A 25,963-nucleotide genomic window follows, 5' to 3' on the forward strand; every position below is an offset into this window, starting at 1 on the left:
TTCAAGCAAAGGCAGTAACGTGTCCCAGCCCCCAGGTCAGCTCACCTTCGTCGCGCCCCGGCGGGCCAAGCCCGTACGGCACCTGGCTGACCTGTCGATGGCCGAGCGGCGGGCCGCGGTGACCGAGCTGGGCGAGAAGGCGTTCCGGGCCGACCAGCTCTCGCGTCACTACTTCGAGCGCCTCACCACTGACGTCGGCGCGATGACCGACCTGCCGGCGGCGGCCCGGGAGAAGTTGTCCACGCTGCTGCCCGGCCTGCTCACCCCGGTCAAGGAGCTGACCACCGACGGCGGCACCACCCGCAAGACGTTGTGGCGGCTGTTCGACGGGGCACTGGTCGAGTCGGTGCTCATGCGCTATCCCGACCGGGTCACGATGTGCGTGTCCTCGCAGGCCGGCTGCGGCATGAACTGCCCGTTCTGCGCCACCGGCCAGGCGGGCCTGACCCGCAACATGTCCACCGCGGAGATCGTCGAGCAGGTCGTCGCCGGGGCTCGGGCGCTGGCGGCGGGTGAGGTGCCGGGCGGGCCCGGCAGGGTGAGCAACGTCGTGTTCATGGGCATGGGCGAGCCGCTGGCCAACTACAAGCAGGTGATCGGCGCGGTCCGCCGCCTGGTGGAGCCCTCTCCGCACGGGCTCGGCATCTCCGCCCGCGGCGTCACGGTCTCCACCGTCGGCCTGGTGCCCGCCATCGGCAAGCTCGCCGACGAGGGGCTGCCGGTCACGCTGGCGCTGTCGCTGCACGCGCCCGACGACGAGCTGCGCGACACGCTGGTGCCGATCAACACCCGGTGGAAGGTGGCGGAGGTGCTCGACGCCGCGTGGGCGTACGCGGCGAAGACCAAGCGGCGGGTCTCGATCGAATACGCGCTGATCAAGGACATCAACGACCAGGAGTGGCGGGCGGACCTGCTCGGCAAGCTGGTCAGGAACAAACTGGTGCACGTCAACCTGATCCCGCTCAACCCCACGCCGGGTTCCAAGTGGACGGCTTCGCGGCCCGAGGACGAGCGGGCGTTCGTGCGGCGGCTGGAGTTCCACGGCGTTCCCGTGACGGTGCGCGACACGCGCGGGCGCGAGATCGACGGCGCCTGCGGCCAGCTCGCCGCCGCCGAGTAACTGAGACCTACACCCTGAGCCGGCGCCACAGGTATACGCCCAGGCCGATGACGCACCAGGCCAGGGAGAGCGTGCCGAGCTGGGGGAGCTGGTCGATGAGGTGACCGGCGTTCGCGGCCTTCATCCAGGCGACGACCGGGACGGTGAGCCAGTAGAGGGGCGAGGTGCTGAGCAGCAGCATCGCCAGGAAGCCGAGCAGCAGGGCCATGATCGAGACGGCCGGGGAGCGCAGGATCGCGCGGCTGGTGAGGGCGCCGAGGGCGGTTCCCGTCAGTGCGGCCAGGGCGTGCAGGAGGACGGCGGCCGCCAGTACGCCGGTCGGCGGGGGTTGACTCACGCCGAGCAGGAGCGCCGCGCCCAGGCCCAGCGCCGAGAGCGCGACACACGCCGCCGACGCCGCCGCTAGCCCCGCGGCCACCTCCTTGCCCCGCCCGCCCGCCTGGATCGCTGAGAGCTCGCGCTGCTGGTCGGGCTCGGTGTCAAGGAGGCTCCTGGCGGCCCAGGCCAGGATGGGGATGATCAGTACGGCGCCGTCCGTGAGCACGCCGGCCTCCTCGCCCCTCGGCGCCCGGCTGCCGTACAGGATCGCCAGCATGGCCAGGGCGAGCAGGAGGGCCTGGTAGACGCGGTGCGAGCGGATGTAGGCGGCCAGGCGGAAGGTGGCCAGGGGGATCATCCGGTCTCCTCTGCCTGGTAGCCCTCGCCGCGCATCCTGGCCAGGAAGTGCTGGAGCTCGGCGGCGGGTAAGGTGACCGCCACGGTCGCCTGCGGGCGTTCGGACGTGACGGCTGGATGGTCGGTGAGCAAGGGCTTCGTCGTGCTTTCCTTGAGGTGGCCGTCGACGACCGACCAGTGGCGGACGGCCGGTAAAGCGCGTAGGCCGCCCTGGTGGTCGCTGGCGATGACGATGCCGCCCCTGCCCACGATCTCCGTGGCGATCGAGGGGAGCTCCTCACGGGTGTCTGCGTCGAGGCCGGCGAAGGGCTCGTCGAGGATCAGCAGCCCCGGTTCGGCCATCAGCGCCTGGGTCAGGCCGACCTTGTGCGCGCTGCCCTTCGACAACTCGCCCAGGGGTAGCCCGAGAAGGTGGCCCATGTTGAGGCGTTCGGCCCACGGCTCCCAGCGGGCGCCCCCGCGTACGCGGGACATATGGTGCAGGTACGCCGTGACCGTGAACGGCTGGCCCGCCGGGAAGCGGTCGGGGGCGAAGCCGACGATCGGCGGGCGGTCGGCGATCGTGCCCGTCGTCGGCCGGGCGAGGCCGGCCAGGAGCCGGAGCAGTGTCGATTTGCCGGCCCCGTTCACGCCGGTCAGCTCGATCACGTCGCCGGGGTCGAGGCGGGCGTCGGCGTCCTGGATGACGAAAGGTTCACGCCTTCGGTAGCGGAAAGAGACCTTGGACAGACGCATGGTGCTGTAACGGTATATGTCGTGTCGCATGGCCGTGATAAAGGCCCGACAATGGAGGGACCCCCGGCACATTTCCAGAGGAGTGACGCTTGAACCGCTTTCCACGCGTCATGGGTATGCGTTCAGGCTATGACCCCGGCGAAGTCGACGCCCTGATCGAGCGGATCGAGTCGACCCTGGGCAGAGGCTCGCACACCTTCGAGCCCGTCACCGCCGACGAGGTGCGCAGAGCCACGTTCCGCGCCAAGCGCGGCGGCTATCACGAGACCGCGGTCGACTTCGCGCTGGAAGCGTTCGTGGTGGCGCTGGAGACCCAGACCAAGCGCCCGGTACGGCTGGCCATGGCCGAGCCCACCGGTGACATGCTGCGCGAGGAGTGGTTCGAGACCCAGGCGACCCGCGTCGAACGGGTGGCCTTTCGCCCCGGTCGCATGGGCACCGGCTACAACGAGGACGAGATCGACGCCTTTCTCGACCGGATCGTGGCCACCCTGCGTGGCACGACGGAATACCCCGTGACGGCCAAGGACGTGCGGGACGTCAAGTTCTCGACCGTGATGCTCAAGTCCGGATACCTGATCGCGGACGTGGACTCGTTCCTGGCGGGCATCGCCGACGTGCTGGAGCAGCGCGTCTAGGCGTCCCCGAGCAACGCCTCCACGCGCTCCTAGCGGTGCTGGACGGCGGAGACAAGGCCGTGCAGGTCGGGGAGGCTCTGCTGGATGATCGTCTCGTCCGGCGGCCGCTCGCCCAGGCGGTTGATCCACACGCGGCGGATGCCCAGCCGGTGCGCGGGGACCATGTCGTGGAAGTAGCTCTGGGCCACGTGCACCCACGCGTCCGGCTCGTACGAGCGCTTGAAGCGGTCGAAGTGCGCCGACGCCGGCTTGTACGCGCCCGCGTCCTCAGCCGTCACGACCGCCTCGAACGGCACGGGCAGCCGCCGCAGCGTCTCCGCGATGAGGTCGCGGTCGCAGTTGGTGAGCAGCGCCAGGTTCCACCCCGCCGCGCGCAGCGCCGACAACTCGGCGCCGACCTCGGGGAAGACCGGCCAGTACGGGAGCGTCGTGGCCAGCACGGACGCGTCGTCGTCGTTGAGCTCCACCTTCTCCTCCGCGCACGCCCGGCGCAGCGCCTCGGCCAGCACGTGGCGGTAGCGGAGTGCCGGTGACTCGGTCTGCACGGCGTGCTCGTGCCGGTTGTACGCCTCCAGCAACCGCGCCCCCTGGCCCGGCGCGATCAGATCGGCACTGGTGTGGATGCCGTGCCGCCAGTCGACAAGAGTTCCGAAACAGTCGAACGTAACCCATCGCATACGTCTCATAATGAGGGTCATGGCGATGTCCGTGCGTCCCATCGAGGCCGGAGACGTGCAGATCGTCCGGCACGTGCTCACCGAGAGCTGGGGCGGCACCACGGTGGTGTCCCTGGGTTGGGGCGAGCTGGTGGACGCGGCACGGTTGCCCGGATTCGTCGCGGAGATCGACGGCGAGGTAGCCGGCGTGATCACCTACGCCGAGCGCGACGGGTCGGTGGAGGTCATCACGATCGACGCCGTGATCCCCGGCAAAGGTGTCGGGAAGGCGCTGCTGGACGCCGTTCGCGCCGTCGCGGTCGACCGCGGCATGGCCAGGCTCACCCTCATCACCACCAACGACAACACGCACGCCCTGCGCTTCTACCAGCGGTACGGCTTCGACCTCGTCGCCCTGCACAGGAACGCCGTGGACGGCGCTCGCAAGCTCAAGCCGGGCATCCCGGAAGAGTCCGACGGCATCCCGATCAGGCACGAGCTGGAGCTGGAGCTCATCCTCTGACCGCCCAAGGAACGGCCCCCGGACGTGCGGGCCGGGGGCCGGGGCGGGGTCAGTGGAGAATCCGGTTCTGCGCGAGGTCACGGCCGCGGAGACGAGGTGGCTCCGCGCGGTCATCGACGACCTGCGGGCCGGGCGGCTCACGTGGTCGCTGGAGGTGCTGGAGGCGGCAGCGGCCGCGCGGGGGTGATCAGGCGGGTCCGCAGCAGGGCCACGATCACCGACGTCACCGGGGCGGCCAGGAACGCGCCGGTGATGCCGGCGATCACGCTGCCCACCGTGATCGCCACCAGGATGACCGCCCCGGGCAGGTCGAGGGCCTTGCCGTAGATCTGCGGCGCCAGCACGTGCCCCTCGATCTGCTGCACCGCCACGGTCACCCCGACCACGATCAGCGCCACCAGCCAGCCCTTTGCCACGAGCGCCACCACCGCCGCCAGCAGCCCCGCCATGAACGCCCCCACCACCGGCAGGAAAGCCCCCACGAACGTCAGCACCGCCAGCGGCAACGCGATCGGCACCCCCAGGATCCACAGCGCCGTCCCGATGAAGAACCCGTCGACCGCCCCCACGATCGCGACCCCGCGGATGTACCGGCCGATCACCGAGAAGACCAGGTGACCGGTGTCGGCGACGCGCGTCCGCGCCGAGGCGGGTACGAGGTCCACGAGCCAGCGGAAGAGCCGGTCGCCGCCGTGCACGAAGTACACCGACAGGATGACCGCCAGCACGGCCCCGACCACGATCTCGCCCACGGTCTTGACCCCGGCCAGCGCCCCGGTCGTGATCTGGCCCCCCTGGCCGGCCAGGTAGTCCCTGGCCTGCGCGATGAGCCGCCGGTCGTCGAGCCCGAACCTGGCGGTCAGGTGGTGCAGGTCATCGAGCACCTTGCCGACGCTCGCCCGCAGCTCGGACAGGCTGTCCACGGTCGGCGGCACCAGCAGCGCGGCCAGCGCCCCGAACAACACCAGCCCGCCGGCGAAGACGATCGCGGTGGCCAGGGCGCGGTTCAGCCCGCGTGACCTGAGCCAGCGGGCCGGGGGCAGCAGCAGCGCCGTGATGAACACGCCAATGATGATCGAGATGGCCACCGTGCGCACGTGGTAGAGGCAGAACAGGGCCACCGCGATGACCGCGAGCCACCCCAGCACCCGCCACGGCCCCATCCGCTGCCCCCCAATCACGCCTGGTCAGAGGAGTTCCCCCAGGTGATCGGCAGCAACCCTGATCAGGCGGGTGGGGTGAGGTGCGGGCGCTGGGACCGCTTGTTCGCCTCGTACGCCTCCCGCGCCGCGTACGTGGCGCTCGTCGTGCCCACCTGCGCCACGGGCACGTCCCACCACGCCTCCGAGGAGGGCGCGTCGTCGGCCATGGGATCGGTGCGGACGTAGATCACCGTGGTCTCGGCGGCCGAGCGGGCCGCGTCGAGCGCCTTGCGCAGGTCGGAGACCGATTCGGGGCGCAACACCGTCGCGCCCAGGCTGGCCGCGTTGGCGGCCAGGTCCACGGGCAGCGGGCCCCCGTCGGGGTAATGGTAGGAGGTACCGAGGCGTTCCGCGCCGACGCTTTCCGACAGGCGGCCGATGGAGGCGAAGCCGGAGTTGTCCACCAGCACGACGACCACCTTGATCCCCTCGGAGACCGCCGTGACGAGCTCTTGGGCCATCATCAGGTACGAGCCGTCGCCCACCATGACGAACACCTCGCGCTCCGGGACCGCCATCTTGACGCCCAGGCCGCCCGCGATCTCGTAGCCCATGCAGGAGTAGCCGTACTCGACGTGGTAGCTGCCCGGGCCGCTGGGCCGCCAGAGCTTGTGCAGGTCGCCGGGCATCGACCCGGCCGCGCACACCACCACGCCGTCGTCGCCCGCCGCCGCGTTGACCGCGCCGATCACCGCGGACTGCGGCAGCGGCGAGCCGTCGAGCCCGTACGCCGCGTCCACGGCCGCGTCCCAGGCCCGCGTCAGCTCGGCCGCCCGCTCCCGGTAGGCGGCCGGAGCGCTCCAGCCCGCGCACGCCTCGGCCAGGTCCGCCAGCCCTTCGCGGGCGTCGGCGACCAGTTGCAGGCCGGACAGCTTGGCGGCGTCGAAGCCGGTGATGTTGAGGTTGAGGAAGCGGGCGCCGGGGGCGAAGATCGTCCGGGAGGCGGTGGTGAAGTCGCTGTAGCGGGTGCCGACGCCGATGATCAGGTCGGCCTCGCGGGCCAGCGCGTTGGCGGCCGTGGTGCCCGTGGCGCCGATCGCACCCACGGCGAGCGGGTGCCCATGGGGGAGCGCGCCCTTGCCCGCCTGCGTCTCGGCCACCGGGATGCCGTACGTCTCCGCGAAGATCCGCAGTTGCTCCGTGGCCTCGCTGTAGATCGTGCCGCCGCCCGCGACGATGAGCGGGCGTACCGCGGACTTGACCAGCTCGGCGGCCCTGACCAGGGCGGCCCGCTCGGGGCGCGGCCTGGGGATGTGCCAGACGCGGCGGGCGAACAGCTCGTCCGGCCAGTCGTACGCCTCCGCCTGCACGTCCTGCGGCAGTGCCAGCGTCACCGCGCCGGTCTCGGCCGGGTCGGTGAGCACCCGCATGGCGGCCAGCAGCGCGGACGGGAGCTGCTCGGGGCGGTTGACGCGGTCCCAGAAGCGGGAGACCGGCTTGAAGCAGTCGTTGACCGAGATGTCGTAGGAACGCTGGTCTTCCAGCTCCTGGAGCACCGGGCCCGCCACGCGGGTGGAGAAGATGTCGCCGGGCAGCAGCAGCACGGGCAGCCGGTTGATCGTCGCGCCCGCCGCGCCGGTGATCATGTTGGTGGCCCCGGGGCCGATCGAGGTGGTGCAGGCCAGGGTGGACAGCCGGTTGCCGGCCCTGGCGTAGGCGGCGGCCGTGTGGACCATCGCCTGCTCGTTGCGGCTCAGGTGGTAGGGCAGGTCCTCGGTGGAGGTGGCCAGCGCCTGGCCCAGTCCGGCGACGTTGCCGTGGCCGAAGATGCCGCAGCAGCCGCCGAAGAACCTGCGCTCCACACCGTCGCGCTCGGTCCACTGCTGAGCCAGGAAGCGTACGACGGCCTGCGCGACGGTCAGCCGGATCATGGAGTCCTCCCGAACGGCAGTCTGGGGTCGATGGGCTGTGCGTCCCAGGAGGAGCGGATCCAGGCGTGGCGGGGGTCGTCGCAGAACGCCATCGAACGTTGCTCCGCGGGGCCTGCCAGGACGTTCAGGTAGTAGAGGTCGTAGCCGGGTGCGGCCATGGAAGGGCCATGGTAGCCGTAGGGCACCAGGACCACGTCGCCCGACGTCACCTCGGCGAGGGTGTCGATCTGGCCGCGCTCGGAGGAGTAGACCCGCTGGTAGCCCACTCCCTGGTCGGCCACCTCGAAGTAGTAGATCTCCTCGAGTACGGCTTCGCCCGGGTTGTCGGTGTCGTGCTTGTGCGGCGGGTACGAGGACCAGTTCCCGTCCGGGGTGAGGACTTCGACGGCCATGAGCTTGTCGCAGTCGAAGACGCCGGGGGCGCAGAAGTTGTTCACCTGGCGGCTGGCCTGGCCCGCGCCCCTGATCTCGACCGGGACCTCGGCGGCGGACACGTAACGGGGCGGCAGCGCGCGGGTGGCGCGGGCGGACGGCAACGCGATGCGCCCGGCCCCCTGGAGGGTCACCTGCGTAGAAATCGGGATATAGGCGAAATCGGAGGGGCCGTCGAACACCGAGGCACGCCCCGCCAGCACGAACGTCTCCGTGGGGATGGTGACCGTGCAGGAGCCCGACAGGGGGAGGACGAGCAGTTCCTCGTCGCCCGTGTCGAAGGACACCGGGGCGTCCGTCAGGTCCACGATCCGCAGCCCGGAGTAGGTCCAGCCCGCCAGGGACGGGGTGACCTCCACCGACCAGGGGCCGTTGGCGGACTTGCCGTACGGAAGGTAGGTCATGCGCGTACCTCTCGAACCAGGGCGGCGGCGCCGTCCACGGCGGTCGCCACGTCGTCGTCCGGAGGGTAGAGCAGGGCGCGGCCCACGACGAGTCCGCGCACGCCGGGCAGGCTCAACGCGCGGTGCCAGTCGGCGTAGGCGGCGTCGATGTCCGGCGGGTCGCCCCCGAGGAGCAGGGCCGGGAGGGTGGTGGCGGCCATCACGCGCTCCATCTCGGCCACGGCCGGGATCTTGAGCCAGGTGTAGGCCGAGGTGACGCCGAGCGCCTGGGCGATGCTGATCGAGCGGATCACCGCGTCAGGGGAGAGGTCGTTGCGGACCGCGCCCGTTTCGGAGCGGAGTGACCAGAACGGCTCCACCATGGCCACCAGCCGCCGGCGGGCCAGGTCGGTGACCGCGTGGGCGCACGACTCCAGCGTGGTCACGGTCGCGTGGTCGCCCGGGTCGATGCGGCAGAGCATCTTGCCGCCGTCCAGGCGCATCGCGTCGATCGAGGCCGCGTCGAAGCCGGTGAAGCGGTCGTCCAGCTCGAACACCGAGCCCTGCAGGCCGCCCCTGTTCATGGAGCCGAAGGCCAGCTTGCCCTCCAGAGCCCCCAGCAGGAGCAGGTCCTCCAGCACGTCGGGCGAGGCCAGGATGCCGTCCACACCAGGGCGGGCCAGTGCGACCTGGAGGCGGTCGAGCAGGTCCGTGCGGCTGGCCATGGCCAGCGGGCGGTCGCGGACGGCCAGGGAGCCGCGGGCCGGGTGGTCGGCGGCGATGATCAGCAGCCGCTCACCCTCGCCGGGCAGGCCGCGCCGTTGCCGCCGGGCCGCGGCCTCGGCGATCTCCTCCGGCCTGGTGGCGCGGATGTGGGTGAGCCGCTCGTATCCGGCGGCCCTGGGCAGCGTGATGTCGCTCAAGAACGCACCCCGTTCAGCAGTTGCTCTACCTCAGGAGTAGTGGGCATGGCGTCGGCGCAGGCCAGGCGGGCGGCCACGAAGGCGCCGGCCGCGTTGGCGAAGCGGATCGTGCGCTCCAGCGGCCAGCCGCGCAGCAGCCCGAGGCAGACGCCGCCGCCGAACGCGTCACCCGCGCCGATCCCGTTGACCACCTTCACCTCCACCGGTTCCACCAATGCGCTCTCCTCAGAGGTACGCGCGAAAACCCCCTCGGGGCCCATTTTCACGATGGCCACCTTCACCCCGGCGTCCAGCAGCGCCTGCGCGGCGGCCTCCGGATCGCGTACGCCGACCGCGGTCTCCACCTCGTCCAGGTTGCCGACGGCCACGTTCGCGTACGGCAACGCCTGCCGGGCCGCCTCGTGGGCCGCCTCGCGCGAGGGCCACAACGTGGGCCGGTAGTCCAGGTCGAACACCGTCCAGCCCGACCTGCGCGCGGACAACGCGGCGGCGTGGGCGGCGGCGCTCGGCTCCTGGCTCAGGCCGGTCAGCGAGAACCAGAACAGGCCCGCGTCGCCGATCGCGTCCAGGTCCAGGAAGGAAGGGGAGATCTGCAGGTCAGGCGGGTGTTCGCCGCGGTAGAAGTAGATCGGGAAGTGGTCGGGAGGAAAGATCTCGCAGAATGTGACGGGCGTCGGTGGCCCCTCGATGGTGCTCACGTAGGCGTCGTCCACGCCGAAGCCGCGGATCGCCCGCCGTACGAACTCTCCGAACGGGTCCGCACCCACGGCGGTGATCACGGCGGAGCGCAGCCCGTGGCGCGCCGCGGCGACGGCGACGTTGGTCGGACTGCCGCCGAGGAACTTGCCGAAGGTCTCGACGTCGGCCAGGCCGACACCGGTCTGCAGCGGGTAGACGTCGACACCGCAGCGGCCGATCGTGATCAGGTCGTACACGGCGGGCCGCGCCCAGCGGCCCTCCGCAGGTAGCGGGGTCTGCACCTAACGCACCTCCAGGACGGATCTTAGGTTCGACACTATGGCATATTGTCATGACATTCGGATGTCCGCTATGTTACCTGACGTGCCCCTTCCGAAACTTCGGTGACGGCCATCGCATAGTCTCGGTCAGTTGAATGGCTCTTGTCCGAGCAAAGACGCAGCATGCGGGCACATCCTCGAAATATGGCCAGGCCTTTACGTCATATGCATGTCATGACATATTGGCGCATGGCTTCCTCCCTTTAAGGACATGTCGGAGGGTTTGCATGGCATTGCGGAAACGGTCGATGGGTGTGGTCGCGGTCCTCGCAGCGACCGGGCTGGGGCTGGCCGCCTGCGGCCAGTCGTCCGGCGGGAGTGGTGACGCCATCGAGTTGACGATCGCCCAGAACGCCATCGCGGGCGGAAAGAACGCGGCCGCCGCGGACTTCATCGCCAACTGGGTGATCCCCAAGTTCGAGGCGGCCCAGAAGGCGAAGGGGAAGGACGTCACGGTCAAGTTCGTCCCCAGCGGCGTCGACGACGAGCAGTACAAGACCAAGCTCTCCCTCGACCTCAAGTCAGGCAAGGGCGCGGACGTGATCGACATCGACGGCATCTGGGCCGGCGAGTTCGCCGAGGCGGGTTACATCAAGCCGCTGCCGGAGCTGGTCGGGGCCGAGGCCGACAGCTGGGACGGCTGGGCGCAGATCCCCGAGGCCGTGCAGGGCATGACCCAGTTCAACGGCAAGAAGTACGCCCTGCCGGTCGGCACCGACGGCCGGGTGCTCTACTTCAACAAGACGCTCTTCCAGAAGGCCGGGCTTCCGTCCGACTGGCAGCCGAAGAGCTGGCAGGAGGTCCTGGACGCCGGGACCAAGCTGAAGTCCTCGGGCGTGCCCGTGCCGATCCAGATCAACGCCGGCACCGCGATGGGTGAGGCCACCTCGATGCAGGGCGTGTTGCCGCTGCTCGCGGGCGCGGGCGGCGAGGTGCAGAAGGACGGCAAGTGGACCGGCGCGTCCCAGCCGCTGAAGGACGCCCTCGGCCTCTACCAGAAGATCTACGGCGGCGGGCTCGGCGACCCCAAGCTCCAGCAGGAGGCCAAGGGTCGCGACAAGTCGTTCCAGCAGTTCGCCGAGGGCAAGATCGGCATCCTGATGGAGGGCGACTACTTCTGGCGCGGCGTCGTCAACCCCAAGGACGGCGTGGCCAAGATGGCCGACCGCGACCAGACGGTCGGCTACGCCCTGATCCCCGCCATGGAGCCCGGCAAGGGCCTGCGCGGCCAGGACTTCGTCAGCATGTCCGGCGGCGCCCTGCGTACGGTGAACCCCAACAGCAAGCACCCGAAGGAGGCCTTCGAGCTGGCGGCCTTCACGCTCTCGCCGGAGGCGCTGAAGGAGGAGACCAAGGACGGCAACGTACGCATCACGCCGCGTACCGACGTCAACAAGGAGATCCTCGCCGGTGAGCCGCTGCTGACGTTCATCTCGGAGAAGGTGCTGCCGCTGACGGCCTACCGGCCGCCGGTCGCCGCCTATCCGCAGGTGTCGGCGGCGCTGCAGGAGGCCACCGCCGCGGTCGTGGGCGGCACGGCGCCCGACCAGGCGGCGGCCGACTACCAGAAGAAGCTTGAGGGAATCGTCGGTGGCGCAGGCAATATCGCCTCCTGAGCCTCCTGGGGTCCGCGAGGAAGACGCTTCGGCCCGCCGCTACAGTTCGGACGCGGCGGGCCTGGGCAGGGTGCGAGCCGGGGTCTTCATGGCCCCCGCCATGCTGCTCATCGCGGTCTTCCTCGTCTTCCCCGCGCTCTGGGTGCTCTATCTCGGGCTCACCAACTACCGCCTGACCGGGACCGCCGCGGCCGAGCCGCAGTTCGTCGGGCTGGACAACCTCCTCGACGCGGTGTCCAACCCCGCGTTCTGGAGCTCCACCTGGCTGACCGTGCAGTTCGTGCTCGGCTCGGCGGTGATCGGGCAGGTCGGGCTCGGCTTTACCATCGCGTGGCTGCTGCGCGACCGCCGCGGTCCGCTCAAGCGGCTGGTCGAGGGCCTGGTCATCCTGGCCTGGATCCTGCCGAGCGCGATCGTGTCGTTCCTGTGGGTGGCGCTGCTCGACCGCGACGGCGGCACGCTGAACGCGCTGCTCGGCACGCCAGGCTTCGCCTGGCTGCTCGACCACCCCATGTTGTCGATCATCGTGTTCAACACCTGGCGCGGCACCGCGTTCTCGATGATGTTGTACGGCGCCGCGCTCGGCAACGTGCCACCTTCGCACCTGGAGAGCGCCCGCCTGGCCGGCGCCTCCGGCTGGCAGCAGCTCAGGGACGTGGTGTTCCCGCACATCAGAGGGCACATCCTGACGAACCTGCTGCTGATCAGCCTGTGGACGTTCAACGACTTCACCCCCTTCCTGCTCACCGCGGGCGGCCCGGAGAGCAAGTCCGAGGTGCTGGCCGTGCACGTGTACAAGGTCGCGCTGCAGGGCGGCGAGCTGGGCTACGGCGCCGCTGTCTCCACGATCATCCTGCTGATCAACCTGGTCGTGGCGGTGTTCTACCTGCGGCTGCTCCGGAGCAAGAAATGACGCGTTTCGTCCTGGGCCGGATCGGCTTCTACACGCTGGTCGCGGTGCTGCTGGCCTTCTTCACGATCCCGCTGCTCTGGCTGGTGACGGCGCCGTTCACGTCGGACCCCAGCTACGAGGTGTCGGTGCCCGACTTCACCTGGGACAACTTCCGGGCGGTCCTGGAGCATCCGTACGCGCTGCCGTCGTTGTGGAATTCGGTGGTGTTGTCGGTGGGCACGGCCCTGCTGGTGGTGGTCCTGGCGGCGCTGGCGGCGTACGCGCTGAGCCGGGTGCGGCTGCCGGGGCGGGACGCGCTGCTGTACACGTTGTTGCTGCTGTCGTCGATCATCACGGGGACGGCGGCCATGGTGCCGCTGTTCCAGCTCGCGGTCGAGCTCAACCTGATCGACTCGCAGCTCGGGCTGATCCTGATCCTGACCGGCGGGTTGCTGCCGGCGGCGATCTTCATGCTCAAGGACTTCATGGACTCCACGCCCAAGTCCTATGAGGAGTCGGCGCGGGTGTTCGGGGCCACGCCGTTGCAGATCGTGCGGCACGTGGTGGTCCCGCTCGTACGGCCTGGGCTGGCGACCATCGGGGTCTGGGCCGTGGCCAACGTGTGGGGAAATTTCTTGATGCCGTACCTGTTGCTGAGCGATGTGGAGAAGCAGCCGGCGGCGGTGATCACGTACACGCTGTACACCGAGGGCGGTCAGGCCAACCTCAGCATGTTGTCCACGTTCGGCCTGCTGTACTCGGTTCCCGTGGTGCTCATGTACTTGTTCGTCAGCAAAAAGTATGGCTTCCGCTTCCACGGAGGGATCAAGCGTTAAATGGCCGCAATCGAACTACGCGGGCTGACCAAGGTCTATCCGGGGGGCGTGAAAGCGCTCGACTCGCTCGACCTGGTCGTCCCCGACGGCGAGTTCTTCGCCCTGCTCGGCCCCTCGGGCTGCGGTAAGACCACGCTGCTGCGCACGATCGCCGGCCTGGAGACCGCCACCGGCGGTGCCGTGGTCATCGGCGAGCGCGACGTGACGGGGGTGCAGCCGGGCGCGCGGGACGTTGCGATGGTCTTCCAAGACTACGCGCTCTTCCCGCACATGGACGTCACCGACAACATCTCCTACCCGCTGCGGATCAAGAAGGTCGCCAAGGCCGCGCGCCGCGACAAGGCCGCCGAGGTGGGGGCGCGGCTCGGGCTCGAACACCTCATGGACCGGCGTCCCGGCCAGCTCTCCGGCGGGCAGCAGCAGCGGGTGGCGCTGGCCAGGGTGATGGCCACGCAGGCACAGGCGTTCCTGTTCGACGAGCCGTTGTCCAACCTGGACGCCAGGTTGCGGCTCGAAGCGCGTACGTTCCTGAAGAAGCTCCAGCGCGAGCTGGGCGTCACCACCGTCTTCGTGACCCACGACCAGGCGGAGGCGCTGGCCATGGCCGACCGGATGGCCGTCATGGAGTCCGGGCACATCCGGCAGATCGGCACCCCGGCCGAGGTGTTCCAGCGGCCCGCCAACACGTTCGTGGCCGGATTCATCGGCTCGACCCCCATGAACCTGCTGGACGGCGCCGTACGAGGTGACACGCTGGAGGTGGCAGGGTGCAAGGTGGCGGTCCCGGCCTCGGCCGAGGGCCTGCTGTCCGACGGAGAGAAGATCGTGTACGGCGTGCGGCCCGAGTACATGGCCTACTCGGCCGAGCCCGCGGAGGGCGCGCTGGGCGGGAAGGTGGCCATCGTGGAGAACCTGGGTGCCTCCCACCTGGTGACCCTCGACGTCAACGACGTGAACGTGCAGGCCGTCGTGCCCGAGGGCACCGAGCCCGCGGTCGGCGACGACGGCTACGCGGTGCCCCGGCGCGACCGGGCCCTGGCCTACCGCGACGGGGAGCTGGTGTGAGAGGGCACTGGAGCCTGGACGACCGGCTGGAGCTGATCCTGCGCGAGGTGCCGTTCGAGGTGCCCGCGGGCACGGCCGCCGTGACCGTGCGGCTGGGGTACGACAGGTCGCAAGGGGTGCTCGACCTCGGCTGCGGCTCCCCGGATGGCTTCCGTGGCTGGTCGGGGGGCGCGCGGGACGAGTACACGGTCACCGGCGACTGGGCGACCCCCGGCTACCTGCCCGGCGCGCCCGAGGCCGGGACCTGGCACGTGTGGTTGCGGCTGCACCGGATCCCGCCGCAGGGGCTCGACTTCACGCTGGACATCTCCACCTCGGCCGTCGCCCCGGCAGAGCCGGTGGCTGAGGAGCCGCCGCACGGGGAGCGCCCGCCCCGGCGGGACATTCCCGACATCGACGGCCTGCGGTGGTTCGCCGGGGACTTCCACGCCCACACCCTGCACAGCGACGGCAGCCTGACCATCGCCGAGCTGGCCGAGCTGGCCCACGGGCGCGGGCTCGACTTCCTTACCGTCACCGACCACAACACCGTCAGCCACCACCCCTGGCTGGGCAAGATCGACCGCGACATCACGCTCATCCCCGGCCAGGAGGTCACCACCGACCGGGGCCACGCGAACGTGTTCGGCGACGTCGGCTGGGTGGACTTCAGACGACCGGTCGACTCGTGGGTCGAGCACGCCGAGCGCGCAGGCGGCCTGATCTCAATCAACCACCCGCTCGGCGGCGACTGCGCCTGGCTGCAGCCGGTCGAGCGCAGGCCCAGGATCGCCGAGGTCTGGCACTCCGGCTGGTGGGACCGCCGCTGGGGTGCGCCGCTGGCCTGGGCCGACGCCTGGCGCGACGACGTGATCGCGATCGGCGGCAGCGACTTCCACCGCCACGGCAATGACGGCCTGCCCGGCGCGCCGACGACCTGGGTGCTGGCCGAGGACACGAGCACGGTGCTGGACGGTGTACGCGCGGGGCGCACCGCCGTTTCGGCGGGTATCGACGCGCCGCTGCTGCTCAGGCTGGGGGACGAACTGCTGGCGCTGGACGCCGACGGACTGGTGCTGGTCCGCCCCGACGGCGCCCGGCAGGTCGTGCGCGGCGAGCGCGTGCTGCTGCGGGCCGCCGAAGGGCGGCACCGTTTGGAAACGTATGAGAATGAGGTGATCGCTCTATGCGGGTGAAGGTCGCCAACGCGCCCGTGAGCTTCGGTGTTTTCGAGCTGAGCGACGCGCCGCCGCCGCTGGGCCCCGACGAGATGGTCCGCGCGCTGTCCGAGGCCGGTTACGAGGGCATCGACTCCGGGCCGATCGGTTACCTGGGCACCGGATCCGAGCTGGCCGACCGGTTGGCCGGGAACGGGTTGCTGCTCGCGGGCGGCTGGGTGGACCTGCGCTACGGCGACGCGGGGGCGTACGAGGCCGGACTGCCCGCACTGGAGGCCGCGCTCGACGTGTTCGCCGCCGCGCCTCCGGCGCCCGAGGGGTTCGGGCCACGGCCCACGCTGGCCTGCTCCGGATCGCCCGAGCGGTTCGCCCGCCCGGGTGGGACCGCTCCAGGGCTGTCGGCGTCCGAATGGCCCGGTTACGCCGCCCGCGTGCAGGAGGCGGCCGACCGGTGCCGCGCCCGCGGCTTCGAGCCCGCCTTCCACCACCACCTGGGCACCTACGTCGAGACCCCCCAGGAGGTGGAGCGGCTGCTGGAGCTGACCGACGTGCAGCTCTGCCTCGACACGGGCCACCTGCTGCTGGCCGGCGGAGACCCCGTGACGGCGCTGCGCGAGTGGTCGGGCCGGGTCGGGCACGTGCACATCAAGGACGGCGACACCAAGATCCTGGCCCAGGCCCTGGCCGACGGCGTCGACCTGCGTGAGCTGATGGGCCGGGGCGGGTTCGCCCCGCTCGGCGAGGGCGAGCTGGACCTGCCCGCGGTGGTGCGCACGCTCGGCGAGATCGACTACGCGGGCTGGGTCATCATCGAGCAGGACACCCTGCCGGGCCGCCGCACCGTCGCCCAGAACATCGCCGACCAGGCCGCCAACCTCCAGAAACTGAAGGAACTGGGATTGTGAAGATCGCTCTTGTCGGGTGCGGCGCCGTCACGCAGGCGGTGTACGTGCCGCTGCTGTCGAGGCGCCGCGACCTGTTCGAGGTGGCCGCCGTCTGCGACCTGTCGCGCACGCTCGCCGACGCCGTGGCCGACCGGCTGGGTGCGGCCGGGCGCTACACCGTGGTGGCGGAGATGCTGGCCGCGGGCGGCTTCGACGCCGTGCTCGTGCTGGCCTCCGGCTCGCACGGCGAGACCGTGCGCCGGGCGCTCGCCGCCGGGTACGCCGTGCTCTGCGAGAAGCCGCTCGCCCTGACCAGGGCCGAGGTGGCGGCGCTGCCCGAGGGGCGGCTGATGGTCGGCTACATGAAGCAGTACGACCCGGCCGTGCGCAGGGCCGAGGAACTGCTGGCCGAGCTGGGCGGCCCCGAGATCATCAGGTCGGTCGAGGTGACCGTGCTGCATCCGAGCGGGGAGTCGCAGCTGGCGTTCGCGAACCTGACGCAGGCGCGGGACGTGGATCCCGGGCTGCTCGCGTCGTTGCGTTCCGCCGAGACCGCGCTCGTGTCCCAGGCGCTGGGGGAATCGGCGCCGGAGGCGGTGCGGAATCTGTACGGGGTGTCGTTGGGCTCGATATGTCACGACTTGTCGCTCTTGAGGCGCTTTACCGGGTCGCCTACGGAAATTTCGTACGTTGAGACCTGGGGCTCCGCGCCCGGGTCCATCGAGATCTCCGGGCCGCTGCCGGTCCAGGGCAGGTTCACGATCCGCTGGCACTACCTGGAGGACTACCCCGCCTACCGCGAGACCGTGGTCATCCACCATGACAAGGGCTCGCTCGAACTGGTCTTCCCCTCGCCCTACCTGATGAACGCCCCCACCACCCTCACCGTCGTGTCCGCCGGTGAGAGCCGCGCAGAATGGCGCGATGTGACTGAGGCGTTCGAGGTACAGCTGGCCGCCTTCCATGCTTTCGTGAACGATGGCAAGCCGCCGCTCACCGACGCGGGCGGCGGGCTCGAGGACATCGTGACGGCCCAGCGGATCGCGGCCCGCTACGCCGTACAGCATGATCTGCCCATTGGAGGGGAGGCAGCGTGAGCACGGAGATCGTCGTCGTACCGCACACGCACTGGGACAGGGAGTGGTACGAACCGTTCCAGCGTTTCCGGCTGCGCCTGGTGGCGCTGCTCGACGAGGTGCTCGACACGATGGAACGCGAGCCCGGCTACCACTTCACCCTCGACGGGCAGCTCGCCTGCGTGGACGACTACCTGGAGGTGCGGCCGGAGAACCGCGATCGCATCGCCGCGCTGGTCGAGTCGGGGCGGCTGGCGGTGGGGCCGTGGCAGATCCTGCTCGACGAGTTCCTGTGCTCGGGCGAGAACATCGTCCGCAACCTCGAACTCGGCATGGACCGGGCGGACAAGCTCGGCGGGGCGATGCCGGTGGGGTACCTGCCGGATATGTTCGGGCACACGGCGCAGATGCCGCAGATCCTGCGCAAGGCCGGGCTGCTGCACGCCTGCGTCTACCGCGGGGTGCCGTCCTCGGTGACCACCGACGCCTTCGCCTGGGTCGCGCCCGACGGGACGGCGCTGCGCACCCAGTACCTGCCCGCCGGTGGCTACGGCAACGGGGCCTACCTGTTCTACGACTCCGCGGGGCTGGCCGAGCGGGCGGCCGGGTTCGTGGCGACCATGCGGGAGTGGCACGCGGGCGACGGGCCGCTGCTGGCGATGTACGGCACCGACCACTCCGCGCCCGTGCGTGGGCTGCCGGAGATGGTGTCGGAGATCGGCGCCCGCATGGACACCTTGTCCGGATATATCGCGAAATATCCGCCCGATGTGGACGGCCTGCCGCGCGTCTCCGGCGAGTTGCGCTCCCACGCCAGGGCCAACATCCTGCCCGGCGTCATCTCGATCCGCGCCCACGTCAAGCAGGCCATGGGCCGCGCCGAGCGGATGGTCGAACGTTACGCCGAACCCCTGTCCACCCTCTGGGGCGGCGAGTGGCCCGCGCGGTTCCTGGACATGGCGTGGTGGCGGCTGGTGGACGCCAGCGGGCACGACTCGGTGACCGGCTGCGGCGTGGACGACACCGCCCAGCAGGTGGCCGCCCGCATCGCCGAGGCCGAGCAGCTCGGCCAGGCCGTGCGCGACATGGTGACGACCCGGCTGGCGGCGACCGTACCGTCTGACGGGGTGCTGGTCGTCAACCCGACGCCCGCGGCCCGGCGCGGCGTCGTGATCGTGGACGTGGCCGGGACGGACCCGCTGGCCGACCCCTCACGCTCGCCGGTGCCCACGCAGCCGCTGGAGTACGCGGCCACGCTGCTGCTCGACGAGGAGATGGATCCCGCGACGGCGCTGACCTTCGTGCACGGGACCGAGCTGTACGGGCAGCACATCACGGGCTGGTCGGTCGAGGACGGGACGCTGACGTTCACGGTCGCCCATGAGACGTCGGTGGTCTTCGACACGGCGGAGCTGCGGGAGGCGCTGGACGGGGTGACCCGCGTCCGCATCCTCGCCGAGCCGAGGCGCACGGTCGCGGCCCTGGTCGAGGTGCCGCCGCTGGGCCACACGAGCGTCCGGCCCCAGCCGTACGACAAGGTCTATGACCGCGCGAGCGCCGTCCGCGCCGTCACCGGTCACGACCCGGCCTGCTGGCGCAACTGGGAATCGGGCCCCCAGCCGGTGCAGGGTGACGACGAGGTGCTGGACAACGGGCTGCTGCGGGTCACGATCGCCCAGGACGGCACGCTGACGCTGGTCGGCGAGGACGGCACGACCGTCACGGGAGCGGGCCGCATCGTGGACGGCGGCGACGTGGGCGACACCTACAACTACGCGCCGCCCGCCGACGACCGGCTCGTGTCCGAGCCGGAGTCGGTCGAGTTCGAGCGGGTCTGCTCGGGTCCGCTGGTGGCGGCGGTGGACGTGCGGCGTACGTACCGGTGGCCGGTCGCCGGCGACGGGATCGAGGGCTCGCCGGAGATCCCCGCCGCCGCGCGCACGCCCAGGACCGAGGAGGTCGTCGTGACCACCCGGGTCGAGCTGCGGGCGGGCGAGCCGTACGTGCGGCTGAACGTCGAGTTCGACAACCGCTGCGCCGACCACCGGGTGCGGCTGCACGTGCCGCTGCCGGCCGAGGCGTCGCAGTCGCACGCCGAGGGCCAGTTCGCGGTCGTCACCCGCGGGCTGAGCTCCGAGGGCGGTTGCGGCGAGACCCCGCTGCCCACCTTCCCCGCCTCCTCGTGGGTGGCGGCCGGGGGCGTCGCGGCACTGCTGGAGCACGTGACGGAGTACGAGCTGGTGGACGGGGGCGGGGAGCTGGCCCTGACGTTGCTGCGCTCGGTCGGCTACCTGTCCCGCAACCGCAACGCCCTGCGCCCCGAGCCCGCGGGTCCGCAGCTGGCGACTCCCGCGGCGCAGTCTCGCGGGGTGCGCTCGGTGAGCCTGGCGCTGATGCCGTACCAGGGGTCGTGGGAGACGGTGGTCCCGCACGCGGAGACGTTCCGGCACGACCTGCTGGTGGTTCCCGGGCAGGGCGGTCGCGACCTGCTCACGCTGCCCCAGCCCGGCCACGGGCTGTCGGTGACGGGTGACGGGGTGGTGATGACCTCGCTCAGGATGCGGGACGACCGGCAGGAGCTGCGGGTGGTCGCGCTCACCCCGCGCGACACGGAGGCCGTGATCGAAGGGGCGTTCACGCAGGCCAGGCACGCCGACCTGCGCGGGCGCCCAGGGGACGAGGTGCCGGTGTCAGACGGGGTGGTCCGGCTGCCGCTGAAGGCCTGGGAGATCGCCACGATCCAGTTGTCCGGATAGCCCCGGCTCTCTCGGAGTGCGTGTTGTGGTCAGCCACAACACGCACCGTCAGACTTCGTGAAGGCTACAGTTGTCGCAGGTCAGCCGCATGGCGAACACTGACCGCATGAACAACAGGCCGGCGATGCGGGAGACGTCATGAGCAGTGACAGCATCACCGAGATCGAGACCTTCGGCGTCGAGCGCATCCCCGACGCCGAGCGCACGGCGCGCCCGCTCGATCTGTTCAGGGTGGCGTTCGGCGGTGCCAACACCTTCGCCACCTGCGTGCTCGGGGCCTTCCCCATCCTGTTCGGCCTGTCGTTCTGGCAGGGCCTGGCCGCCACCGTGCTCGGTCTGGTGGTCGGTGCGCTGATCCTGGCGCCGCTGGCGTTGTTCGGGCCGCTCAACGGCACCAACAACGCCGTCTCCTCCTCCGCCCACCTGGGCGTGCACGGCCGGATCGTCGGCTCGTTCCTGTCGCTGCTGACCGCGATCGCGTTCTTCTCGATCTCGGTGTGGTCGTCGGGCGACGCGCTGGTGGGCGGCGCGCACCGGCTGGCCGGGCTGCCGGACACGGACCTCTCGTACGGGATCGCGTACGCGATCTTCGCGATCCTCGTGCTCGTGGTCTGCGTGTACGGCTTCCGCTTCATGTTGTTCGTCAACAAGATCGCGGTAGCGGCGGCGTCGTTGTTGTTCGTGCTGGGCGCGTTCGCCTTCGCCGGCGACTTCGACCCCTCCTACCCCGGCGCGCTCGCGGCCGGCGACCCGCTGTTCTGGCCGTCGTTCATCGGCGCGGCCCTGATCGTGTTGTCGAACCCGGTCTCGTTCGGCGCCTTCCTGGGCGACTGGTCCCGCTACATCCCGGCGAGCACCCCGCGCTCGCGGGTGATGGCCGCCGCGTTCCTGTCGCAGCTCGCCACCATCCTGCCGTTCTTCTTCGGCCTGGCCACCGCCTCGATCATCGCGACCAAGGCCGCTGAGTTCGTGGACCCGGCCGCGCCCAACTACGTCGGCGGCCTGCTGGCCGTCTCGCCCGGCTGGTACTTCGTGCCCGTCTGCCTGATCGCCCTGATCGGCGGCATGTCCACCGGCACGACCTCCCTCTACGGCACCGGCCTCGACTTCTCCAGCGTCTTCCCCCGCTTCTCCCGCGTGCAGGCCACGGTGTTCATCGGCACGCTGTCGATCGTGTTCATCTTCGCCGGCCGGTTCGCCGCGAACCTCACCCAGAGCATCTCCACGTTCGCCACACTGATCATCACGTGCACGGCGCCCTGGATGGTGATCATGATGCTCGGTTACGTGACCCGCAGGGGCTGGTACGACCCGGAGGCGCTGCAGGTCTTCAACCGGCGCCAGCGCGGCGGCCGCTACTGGTTCACGCACGGCTGGAACCATCGCGGGCTGGCCGCCTGGCTGGTCTCGGCCGGGCTGGCGTTGATGTTCGTGAACCTGCCCGGGCAGTTCGTCGGGCCGCTCGGCGACCTGGCGGGCGGGGTGGACATCTCGCTCCCGCTCGGGCTGGCCGTCGCGGCGCTGCTCTACCTGGCGCTGCTGGCCGCCTTCCCCGAGCCGCGCGAGGTGTACGGCCCCGAGGGGCCGCGCCTGGTCCGCTCGGCCGACACCCCGATCCTGCCCATCGTCGACGCCGCCGCCGAGCCGGTCACGTGATGGAGTTCGTAGATCTTTCGGTACCGATCGAGACCGGGATGCCCGTCTATCCGGGTGATCCGGAGGTCTCGGCCGGCCCGGCGCTCACCGTGGCGCGGGACGGCGTCAATGTGCTGGGGCTGCACCTGGGCTCCCACTCGGGCACCCACGTGGACGCCCCCTTCCACATCGACGACTCACTGCCCACGCTGGACGAGTTGCCGCTGGAGCGCTTCAGCGGGCCCGCCGTCGTGGTGGACGCCCGGGGGCTGGCGCCGCGCTCGCCGATCGGGCCTGGCCGCTTTCAGGAGGTCGATGCACCCGCTATCGTGCTCGTCGCCACCGGCTGGTCAGCGCACTGGGGGACCGATGCCTATCAGGCGCACCCGTTCCTGACCGAGGAGGCCGCGGCTCTGCTCGTCGAGCGCGGGATCCGTACAGTCGGGATCGACGCGCTGAGCGTGGATCCGACGCCTGCCGACGACTTCCCGGCGCACCGGGTCCTGTGCGGCGCGCACGCCGTCATCGCCGAGAACCTGACCGGCCTCGATCGGCTGCTGGCGGCGCGCGGCCGGCCGATCGAGGTGTTCATGCTGCCGATCAGGCTCGCGGGCGCCGACGGAGCGCCGGTCCGGGCCGTTGCGAGGGTGGGCTAGCGGGTGCCCCAGGAGTACGTCTGCTTACGCAGCTTCAGGTACACGAACGACTCCGTGGCCCGTACGGCCGGAATGGCGCGGATCTTGCTGAGGATCTCCAGCAGGTGCGCGTCACCCTCGCAGACCACCTCAACGATCACGTCGAAGGAGCCCGCTGTGAGCACCACGTAGTCGATCTCCTCGATGGCCGCCAGCTCGTCGGCCACCGACTCCAGGTCGCCCTCGCAGTTGACGCCGATCATGGCCTGCCGGGGGAAGCCGAGCGTGAGAGGATCGGTAACCGCGACGATCTGCATGACGCCCGCGTCCTGCAGCCGCTGCACACGCTGGCGCACCGCGGCCTCCGACAGGCCCACCGCTTTCCCGATCGCCGCGTACGGCATGCGCCCGTCGCCCTGCAGCTGCTCGATGATCTGCTTGGACAGGTCGTCGAGCACCACCGGCCCAGAGTTGGAGCCAGAGTTGGAGTTGGTGCGGCGTACGCGCGGCGGCGTCGTCATCGAGAGCAATCCTCCTAGCGGTCAGGCGTTACGGGGGCGTTCCCGCTGGGTTGCCGTCCTGGTGCGACATGTTGTCAGTTCTTGGCGGTCTGTCAAGCGAATTCGTAGCAATTTGATATCTTCACCACGAAATCCCTTGTCCAGCTGCATACGCTCTGTAAGAGTCGCGGCATCTCAGCCACCTCACGAGGAGGTCGCATGACCATCCGTCTACAGAACTTCATCAACGGTGAGTTCGTGGACGCCAAGAGCGGTCGATTCTCCGACATCATCGACCCGTGCACGGGAGAGGCCTACCTGCAGGCCCCCCTGTCGGGACCCGAGGACGTCGACACCGCCTTCGCCGCCGCGGCCGCCGCGTTCGAGTCGTGGGGCAGATCCACCCCGGCTGAGCGGGCCAACCTGCTGCTCAAGGTCGCCGACGCGATCGACGCGCGAGCCGATGAGATCAACGAGGCCGAGTGCCTGAACACCGGCAAGCCGCGGGCCCGCATGGCCGAGGACGAGACCCCGGTCGCCGCCGACCACTTCCGCTTCTTCGCGGGGGCGGCGCGCACGCTCGAAGGCCCCACGGCAGGCGAGTTCCTGGCCGAGCACACCAGCGTCATCCGGCACGAGCCGATCGGCGTGATCGGCCAGGTCACGCCCTGGAACTATCCGATGATGATGGCGGTCTGGAAGATCGCCCCCGCGCTGGCGGCCGGCAACACGGTCGTGCTCAAGCCGTCCGACACCACCCCGGCCTCCACGCTCAAGCTCGCCGAGATCCTCGGTGAGGTGCTCCCTGCGGGCGTCTTCAACGTCGTCACCGGCGACCGCGAGACCGGCGCCCTCGTGGTGAGCCACCCCACGGCCGCCATGGTCGCGATCACCGGCTCGGTCGGCGCGGGCATGTCGGTCGCCAAGACCGCCGCCGACGACCTCAAGCGGGTGCACCTGGAGCTCGGCGGCAAGGCGCCGGTCGTGGTGTTCGAGGACGTCAAGGACCTGCGCAAGGCGGCCGAGGACATCGCCGTGGCCGGCCTCTACAACGCCGGCCAGGACTGCACCGCCGCCTGCCGGGTGCTGGTGCACGAGAGCGTGCACGACGAGTTCGTGGCCGCGCTGACCGAGGCCGCCGCGGGCACCGTGACCGGCGACCTGGCCGACGAGGACGCCCTCTACGGGCCGCTCAACAACGAGAACCAGCTCGCCAGGGTCCAGGGCTTCATCGAGCGGGCCCCCGCCCACGCCAAGATCCTCACCGGCGGCCAGCGCGTCGGCGACAAGGGGTACTTCTTCGCCCCGACGATCGTGGACGGGCTCAGGCAGGACGACGAGATGGTGCAGAACGAGGTCTTCGGGCCCGTGATCACCGTCCAGACGTTCACCGACGAGGCCGACGCCCTGGCCAAGGCCAACGACGTCAGATACGGCCTGAGCGGCTCGGTCTGGACCTCCGACCACGGCCGCGCGATGCGCATGTCGAACCGGCTCGACTTCGGCGTGGTCTGGGTCAACACGCACATCCCGTTCGTCTCGGAGATGCCGCACGGCGGCTTCAAGCACTCCGGGTACGGCAAGGACCTGTCCGTCTTCGGCCTGCATGACTACACCAGGGTCAAGCACGTCATGCACTACATCGGTGAATAGCCCAGATGCCCGGAACATCGGCCATTGAGCTAGAGGACGTCGTCAAGGAGTACCTCTCGCACGGCGAGGTCGTCCAGGCGGTCAAGGGCGTGACGCTGGACATCGCCGAGGGGGAGTTCTTCTCCCTTCTCGGCCCGTCCGGCTGCGGCAAGACCACCACCATGCGGATGATCGCCGGCTTCGAGGCGTGCACGAAGGGCCTGGTGAGGTTGCACGGCAAGGACGTCACGAACGTCCCGCCGAACAAGCGCGACATCAACATGGTCTTCCAGTCCTACGCGCTCTTCCCGCACATGAGCGTCTGGGACAACGTGGCCTTCGGGCTGAAGCAGCGCAAGACGCCGCAGGAGGAGATCAGGCGGCGGGTCGGCGAGATGCTGGAGATCGTCGATCTCACCGGCAGGGAGAAGCGCCGGCCGCGCGAGATGTCCGGCGGCCAGCAGCAGCGCGTGGCGCTGGCCAGGGCCCTGGTCAACCGGCCGCGGGCGCTGCTGCTCGACGAGCCGCTCGGCGCGCTCGACCTCAAGCTGCGCCAGGCCATGCAGATCGAGCTCAAGCGCATCCAGCGCGAGGTCGGCATCACGTTCGTGTACGTGACGCACGACCAGAACGAGGCGCTGACCATGAGCGACCGGATCGCGGTCATGAACGACGGCCTGGTCGAGCAGCTCGCCGGGCCGCGCGAGATCTATGAACGGCCCGCGACCGCGTTCGTGGCCGGCTTCATCGGCACCTCCAACCTGCTCGCCGGCGCCGCGACCGGCGGCGAGCTGAAGATCGGCGGCGGCCGGGTGCTGGTGCCCGGGTACGACGGCGACGTGTCCGTGACCGTGCGGCCCGAGAAGATCACCATCGGCACGGACGAGCCGGGCGCGGGCCTGAGCGCCGTGCGCGGCACCGTCGCCGAGGTGGTCTACCTGGGCACCTACAACAGCTACGCCGTGAGCCTCGCTGACGGGGCCGAGGTCACCGTGTTCCAGCAGAACGCGCATGACGCGACGGCCACGGCGGAGCGGGGCGACTCCGTGTGGCTGTCCTGGCAGGCGCAGCACTCGTATGTGATTGGAAGTTGATAGCACCT

General features: G+C 70.4%; 24 protein-coding genes. 15 read left to right on the forward strand and 9 right to left on the reverse strand.

Annotated features, from left to right (window positions below):
• Positions 1-19 precede the first annotated feature (19 nt).
• Positions 20-1,120 (forward strand): 23S rRNA (adenine(2503)-C(2))-methyltransferase RlmN, encoded by a 1,101-nt coding sequence (gene rlmN, locus ACFLIM_RS31180; RefSeq protein WP_393171530.1) that lies wholly within the window; start codon positions 20-22, stop codon positions 1,118-1,120.
• Positions 1,121-1,127: 7 nt separating this feature from the next.
• Here the strand turns inward: rlmN and ACFLIM_RS31185 are convergent, their stop codons facing one another.
• Complete coding sequence (locus tag ACFLIM_RS31185; RefSeq protein ID WP_393171532.1) at positions 1,128-1,796, reverse strand: hypothetical protein; 669 nt, start codon at positions 1,794-1,796, stop codon at positions 1,128-1,130.
• On the reverse strand, positions 1,793-2,530 hold the full coding sequence (locus ACFLIM_RS31190; RefSeq protein WP_393171534.1) for an ABC transporter ATP-binding protein: 738 nt from the start codon (positions 2,528-2,530) through the stop codon (positions 1,793-1,795). The genes ACFLIM_RS31185 and ACFLIM_RS31190 overlap by 4 nt, the downstream gene beginning before the upstream one ends.
• Before the next feature lie 110 nt (positions 2,531-2,640).
• Here ACFLIM_RS31190 and ACFLIM_RS31195 point away from each other — a divergent pair, with 110 nt between their 5' ends.
• On the forward strand, positions 2,641-3,168 hold the full coding sequence (locus tag ACFLIM_RS31195; RefSeq protein WP_393171536.1) for a DivIVA domain-containing protein: 528 nt from the start codon (positions 2,641-2,643) through the stop codon (positions 3,166-3,168).
• A gap of 29 nt (positions 3,169-3,197) precedes the next feature.
• Here ACFLIM_RS31195 and ACFLIM_RS31200 read toward each other — a convergent pair whose 3' ends face one another.
• Complete coding sequence (locus tag ACFLIM_RS31200; RefSeq protein ID WP_393171538.1) at positions 3,198-3,845, reverse strand: HAD-IA family hydrolase; 648 nt, start codon at positions 3,843-3,845, stop codon at positions 3,198-3,200.
• A 19-nt stretch (positions 3,846-3,864) separates the two neighbouring features.
• On the opposite strand from ACFLIM_RS31200, the gene ACFLIM_RS31205 reads away from it, so the two are divergent.
• On the forward strand, positions 3,865-4,347 hold the full coding sequence (locus ACFLIM_RS31205) for a GNAT family N-acetyltransferase (protein WP_393171540.1): 483 nt from the start codon (positions 3,865-3,867) through the stop codon (positions 4,345-4,347).
• Between the two features lie 137 nt (positions 4,348-4,484).
• On the opposite strand, the gene ACFLIM_RS31210 is transcribed toward ACFLIM_RS31205, so the two are convergent.
• From ACFLIM_RS31210 to iolC, 5 genes are read right to left on the reverse strand one after another with little or no spacing between them, the layout of a single operon-like run.
• Positions 4,485-5,528, reverse strand: a complete 1,044-nt coding sequence (locus ACFLIM_RS31210) for an AI-2E family transporter (protein WP_393171542.1) — start codon at positions 5,526-5,528, stop codon at positions 4,485-4,487.
• A gap of 44 nt (positions 5,529-5,572) precedes the next feature.
• A complete protein-coding gene (gene iolD, locus ACFLIM_RS31215; protein WP_393171544.1) occupies positions 5,573-7,420 on the reverse strand; it encodes a 3D-(3,5/4)-trihydroxycyclohexane-1,2-dione acylhydrolase (decyclizing) in 1,848 nt (615 codons plus the stop codon).
• Positions 7,417-8,256, reverse strand: a complete 840-nt coding sequence (gene iolB, locus ACFLIM_RS31220; protein WP_393171546.1) for a 5-deoxy-glucuronate isomerase — start codon at positions 8,254-8,256, stop codon at positions 7,417-7,419. Before iolB ends, iolD begins: the two co-directional genes overlap by 4 nt.
• Positions 8,253-9,158 (reverse strand): Cgl0159 family (beta/alpha)8-fold protein, encoded by a 906-nt coding sequence (locus tag ACFLIM_RS31225; protein ID WP_393171548.1) that lies wholly within the window; start codon positions 9,156-9,158, stop codon positions 8,253-8,255. Before ACFLIM_RS31225 ends, iolB begins: the two co-directional genes overlap by 4 nt.
• Complete coding sequence (gene iolC, locus ACFLIM_RS31230) at positions 9,155-10,138, reverse strand: 5-dehydro-2-deoxygluconokinase (RefSeq protein WP_393171550.1); 984 nt, start codon at positions 10,136-10,138, stop codon at positions 9,155-9,157. Before iolC ends, ACFLIM_RS31225 begins: the two co-directional genes overlap by 4 nt.
• 266 nt (positions 10,139-10,404) lie before the next feature.
• On the opposite strand from iolC, the gene ACFLIM_RS31235 reads away from it, so the two are divergent.
• The 10 genes from ACFLIM_RS31235 (at position 10,405) to ACFLIM_RS31280 (ending at position 22,750) form a co-directional block, all read left to right on the forward strand.
• Positions 10,405-11,793, forward strand: a complete 1,389-nt coding sequence (locus ACFLIM_RS31235; RefSeq protein WP_393171552.1) for an extracellular solute-binding protein — start codon at positions 10,405-10,407, stop codon at positions 11,791-11,793.
• The gene (locus tag ACFLIM_RS31240) at positions 11,768-12,706 is read left to right on the forward strand and encodes a carbohydrate ABC transporter permease (protein ID WP_393171554.1); all 939 of its coding nucleotides are present in this window, start codon (positions 11,768-11,770) and stop codon (positions 12,704-12,706) included. The genes ACFLIM_RS31235 and ACFLIM_RS31240 overlap by 26 nt, the downstream gene beginning before the upstream one ends.
• A complete protein-coding gene (locus ACFLIM_RS31245; RefSeq protein ID WP_393171556.1) occupies positions 12,703-13,521 on the forward strand; it encodes a carbohydrate ABC transporter permease in 819 nt (272 codons plus the stop codon). Before ACFLIM_RS31240 ends, ACFLIM_RS31245 begins: the two co-directional genes overlap by 4 nt.
• A complete protein-coding gene (locus ACFLIM_RS31250; protein WP_393171558.1) occupies positions 13,522-14,586 on the forward strand; it encodes an ABC transporter ATP-binding protein in 1,065 nt (354 codons plus the stop codon). It begins immediately after the preceding gene.
• The gene (locus ACFLIM_RS31255) at positions 14,583-15,761 is read left to right on the forward strand and encodes a CehA/McbA family metallohydrolase (protein WP_393171560.1); all 1,179 of its coding nucleotides are present in this window, start codon (positions 14,583-14,585) and stop codon (positions 15,759-15,761) included. The genes ACFLIM_RS31250 and ACFLIM_RS31255 overlap by 4 nt, the downstream gene beginning before the upstream one ends.
• A complete protein-coding gene (locus ACFLIM_RS31260) occupies positions 15,752-16,648 on the forward strand; it encodes a TIM barrel protein (protein WP_393171562.1) in 897 nt (298 codons plus the stop codon). The genes ACFLIM_RS31255 and ACFLIM_RS31260 overlap by 10 nt, the downstream gene beginning before the upstream one ends.
• Entirely contained in the window at positions 16,645-17,724 is a 1,080-nt protein-coding gene (locus tag ACFLIM_RS31265) for a Gfo/Idh/MocA family protein (RefSeq protein ID WP_393171564.1), read from the forward strand. Before ACFLIM_RS31260 ends, ACFLIM_RS31265 begins: the two co-directional genes overlap by 4 nt.
• A complete protein-coding gene (locus ACFLIM_RS31270; protein ID WP_393171566.1) occupies positions 17,721-20,459 on the forward strand; it encodes a glycoside hydrolase family 38 N-terminal domain-containing protein in 2,739 nt (912 codons plus the stop codon). The genes ACFLIM_RS31265 and ACFLIM_RS31270 overlap by 4 nt, the downstream gene beginning before the upstream one ends.
• Before the next feature lie 138 nt (positions 20,460-20,597).
• On the forward strand, positions 20,598-22,115 hold the full coding sequence (locus ACFLIM_RS31275; protein ID WP_393171568.1) for a purine-cytosine permease family protein: 1,518 nt from the start codon (positions 20,598-20,600) through the stop codon (positions 22,113-22,115).
• Positions 22,115-22,750 (forward strand): cyclase family protein, encoded by a 636-nt coding sequence (locus tag ACFLIM_RS31280; protein WP_393171570.1) that lies wholly within the window; start codon positions 22,115-22,117, stop codon positions 22,748-22,750. Before ACFLIM_RS31275 ends, ACFLIM_RS31280 begins: the two co-directional genes overlap by 1 nt.
• Here ACFLIM_RS31280 and ACFLIM_RS31285 read toward each other — a convergent pair.
• A complete protein-coding gene (locus ACFLIM_RS31285; RefSeq protein WP_393171572.1) occupies positions 22,747-23,250 on the reverse strand; it encodes an Lrp/AsnC family transcriptional regulator in 504 nt (167 codons plus the stop codon). The genes ACFLIM_RS31280 and ACFLIM_RS31285 overlap by 4 nt on opposite strands.
• Before the next feature lie 198 nt (positions 23,251-23,448).
• Here ACFLIM_RS31285 and ACFLIM_RS31290 point away from each other — a divergent pair, with 198 nt between their 5' ends.
• Together ACFLIM_RS31290 and ACFLIM_RS31295 are read left to right on the forward strand one after the other, a co-directional pair.
• A complete protein-coding gene (locus tag ACFLIM_RS31290) occupies positions 23,449-24,882 on the forward strand; it encodes a gamma-aminobutyraldehyde dehydrogenase (protein WP_393171574.1) in 1,434 nt (477 codons plus the stop codon).
• A gap of 5 nt (positions 24,883-24,887) precedes the next feature.
• Positions 24,888-25,955: an ABC transporter ATP-binding protein gene (locus tag ACFLIM_RS31295; protein WP_393171576.1), complete on the forward strand. Its 1,068-nt coding sequence runs from the start codon at positions 24,888-24,890 to the stop codon at positions 25,953-25,955.
• Positions 25,956-25,963 lie beyond the last annotated feature (8 nt).

This window comes from Nonomuraea marmarensis (assembly GCF_043197025.1).
GTDB classification, from domain to species: Bacteria; Actinomycetota; Actinomycetes; order Streptosporangiales; family Streptosporangiaceae; genus Nonomuraea; species Nonomuraea marmarensis.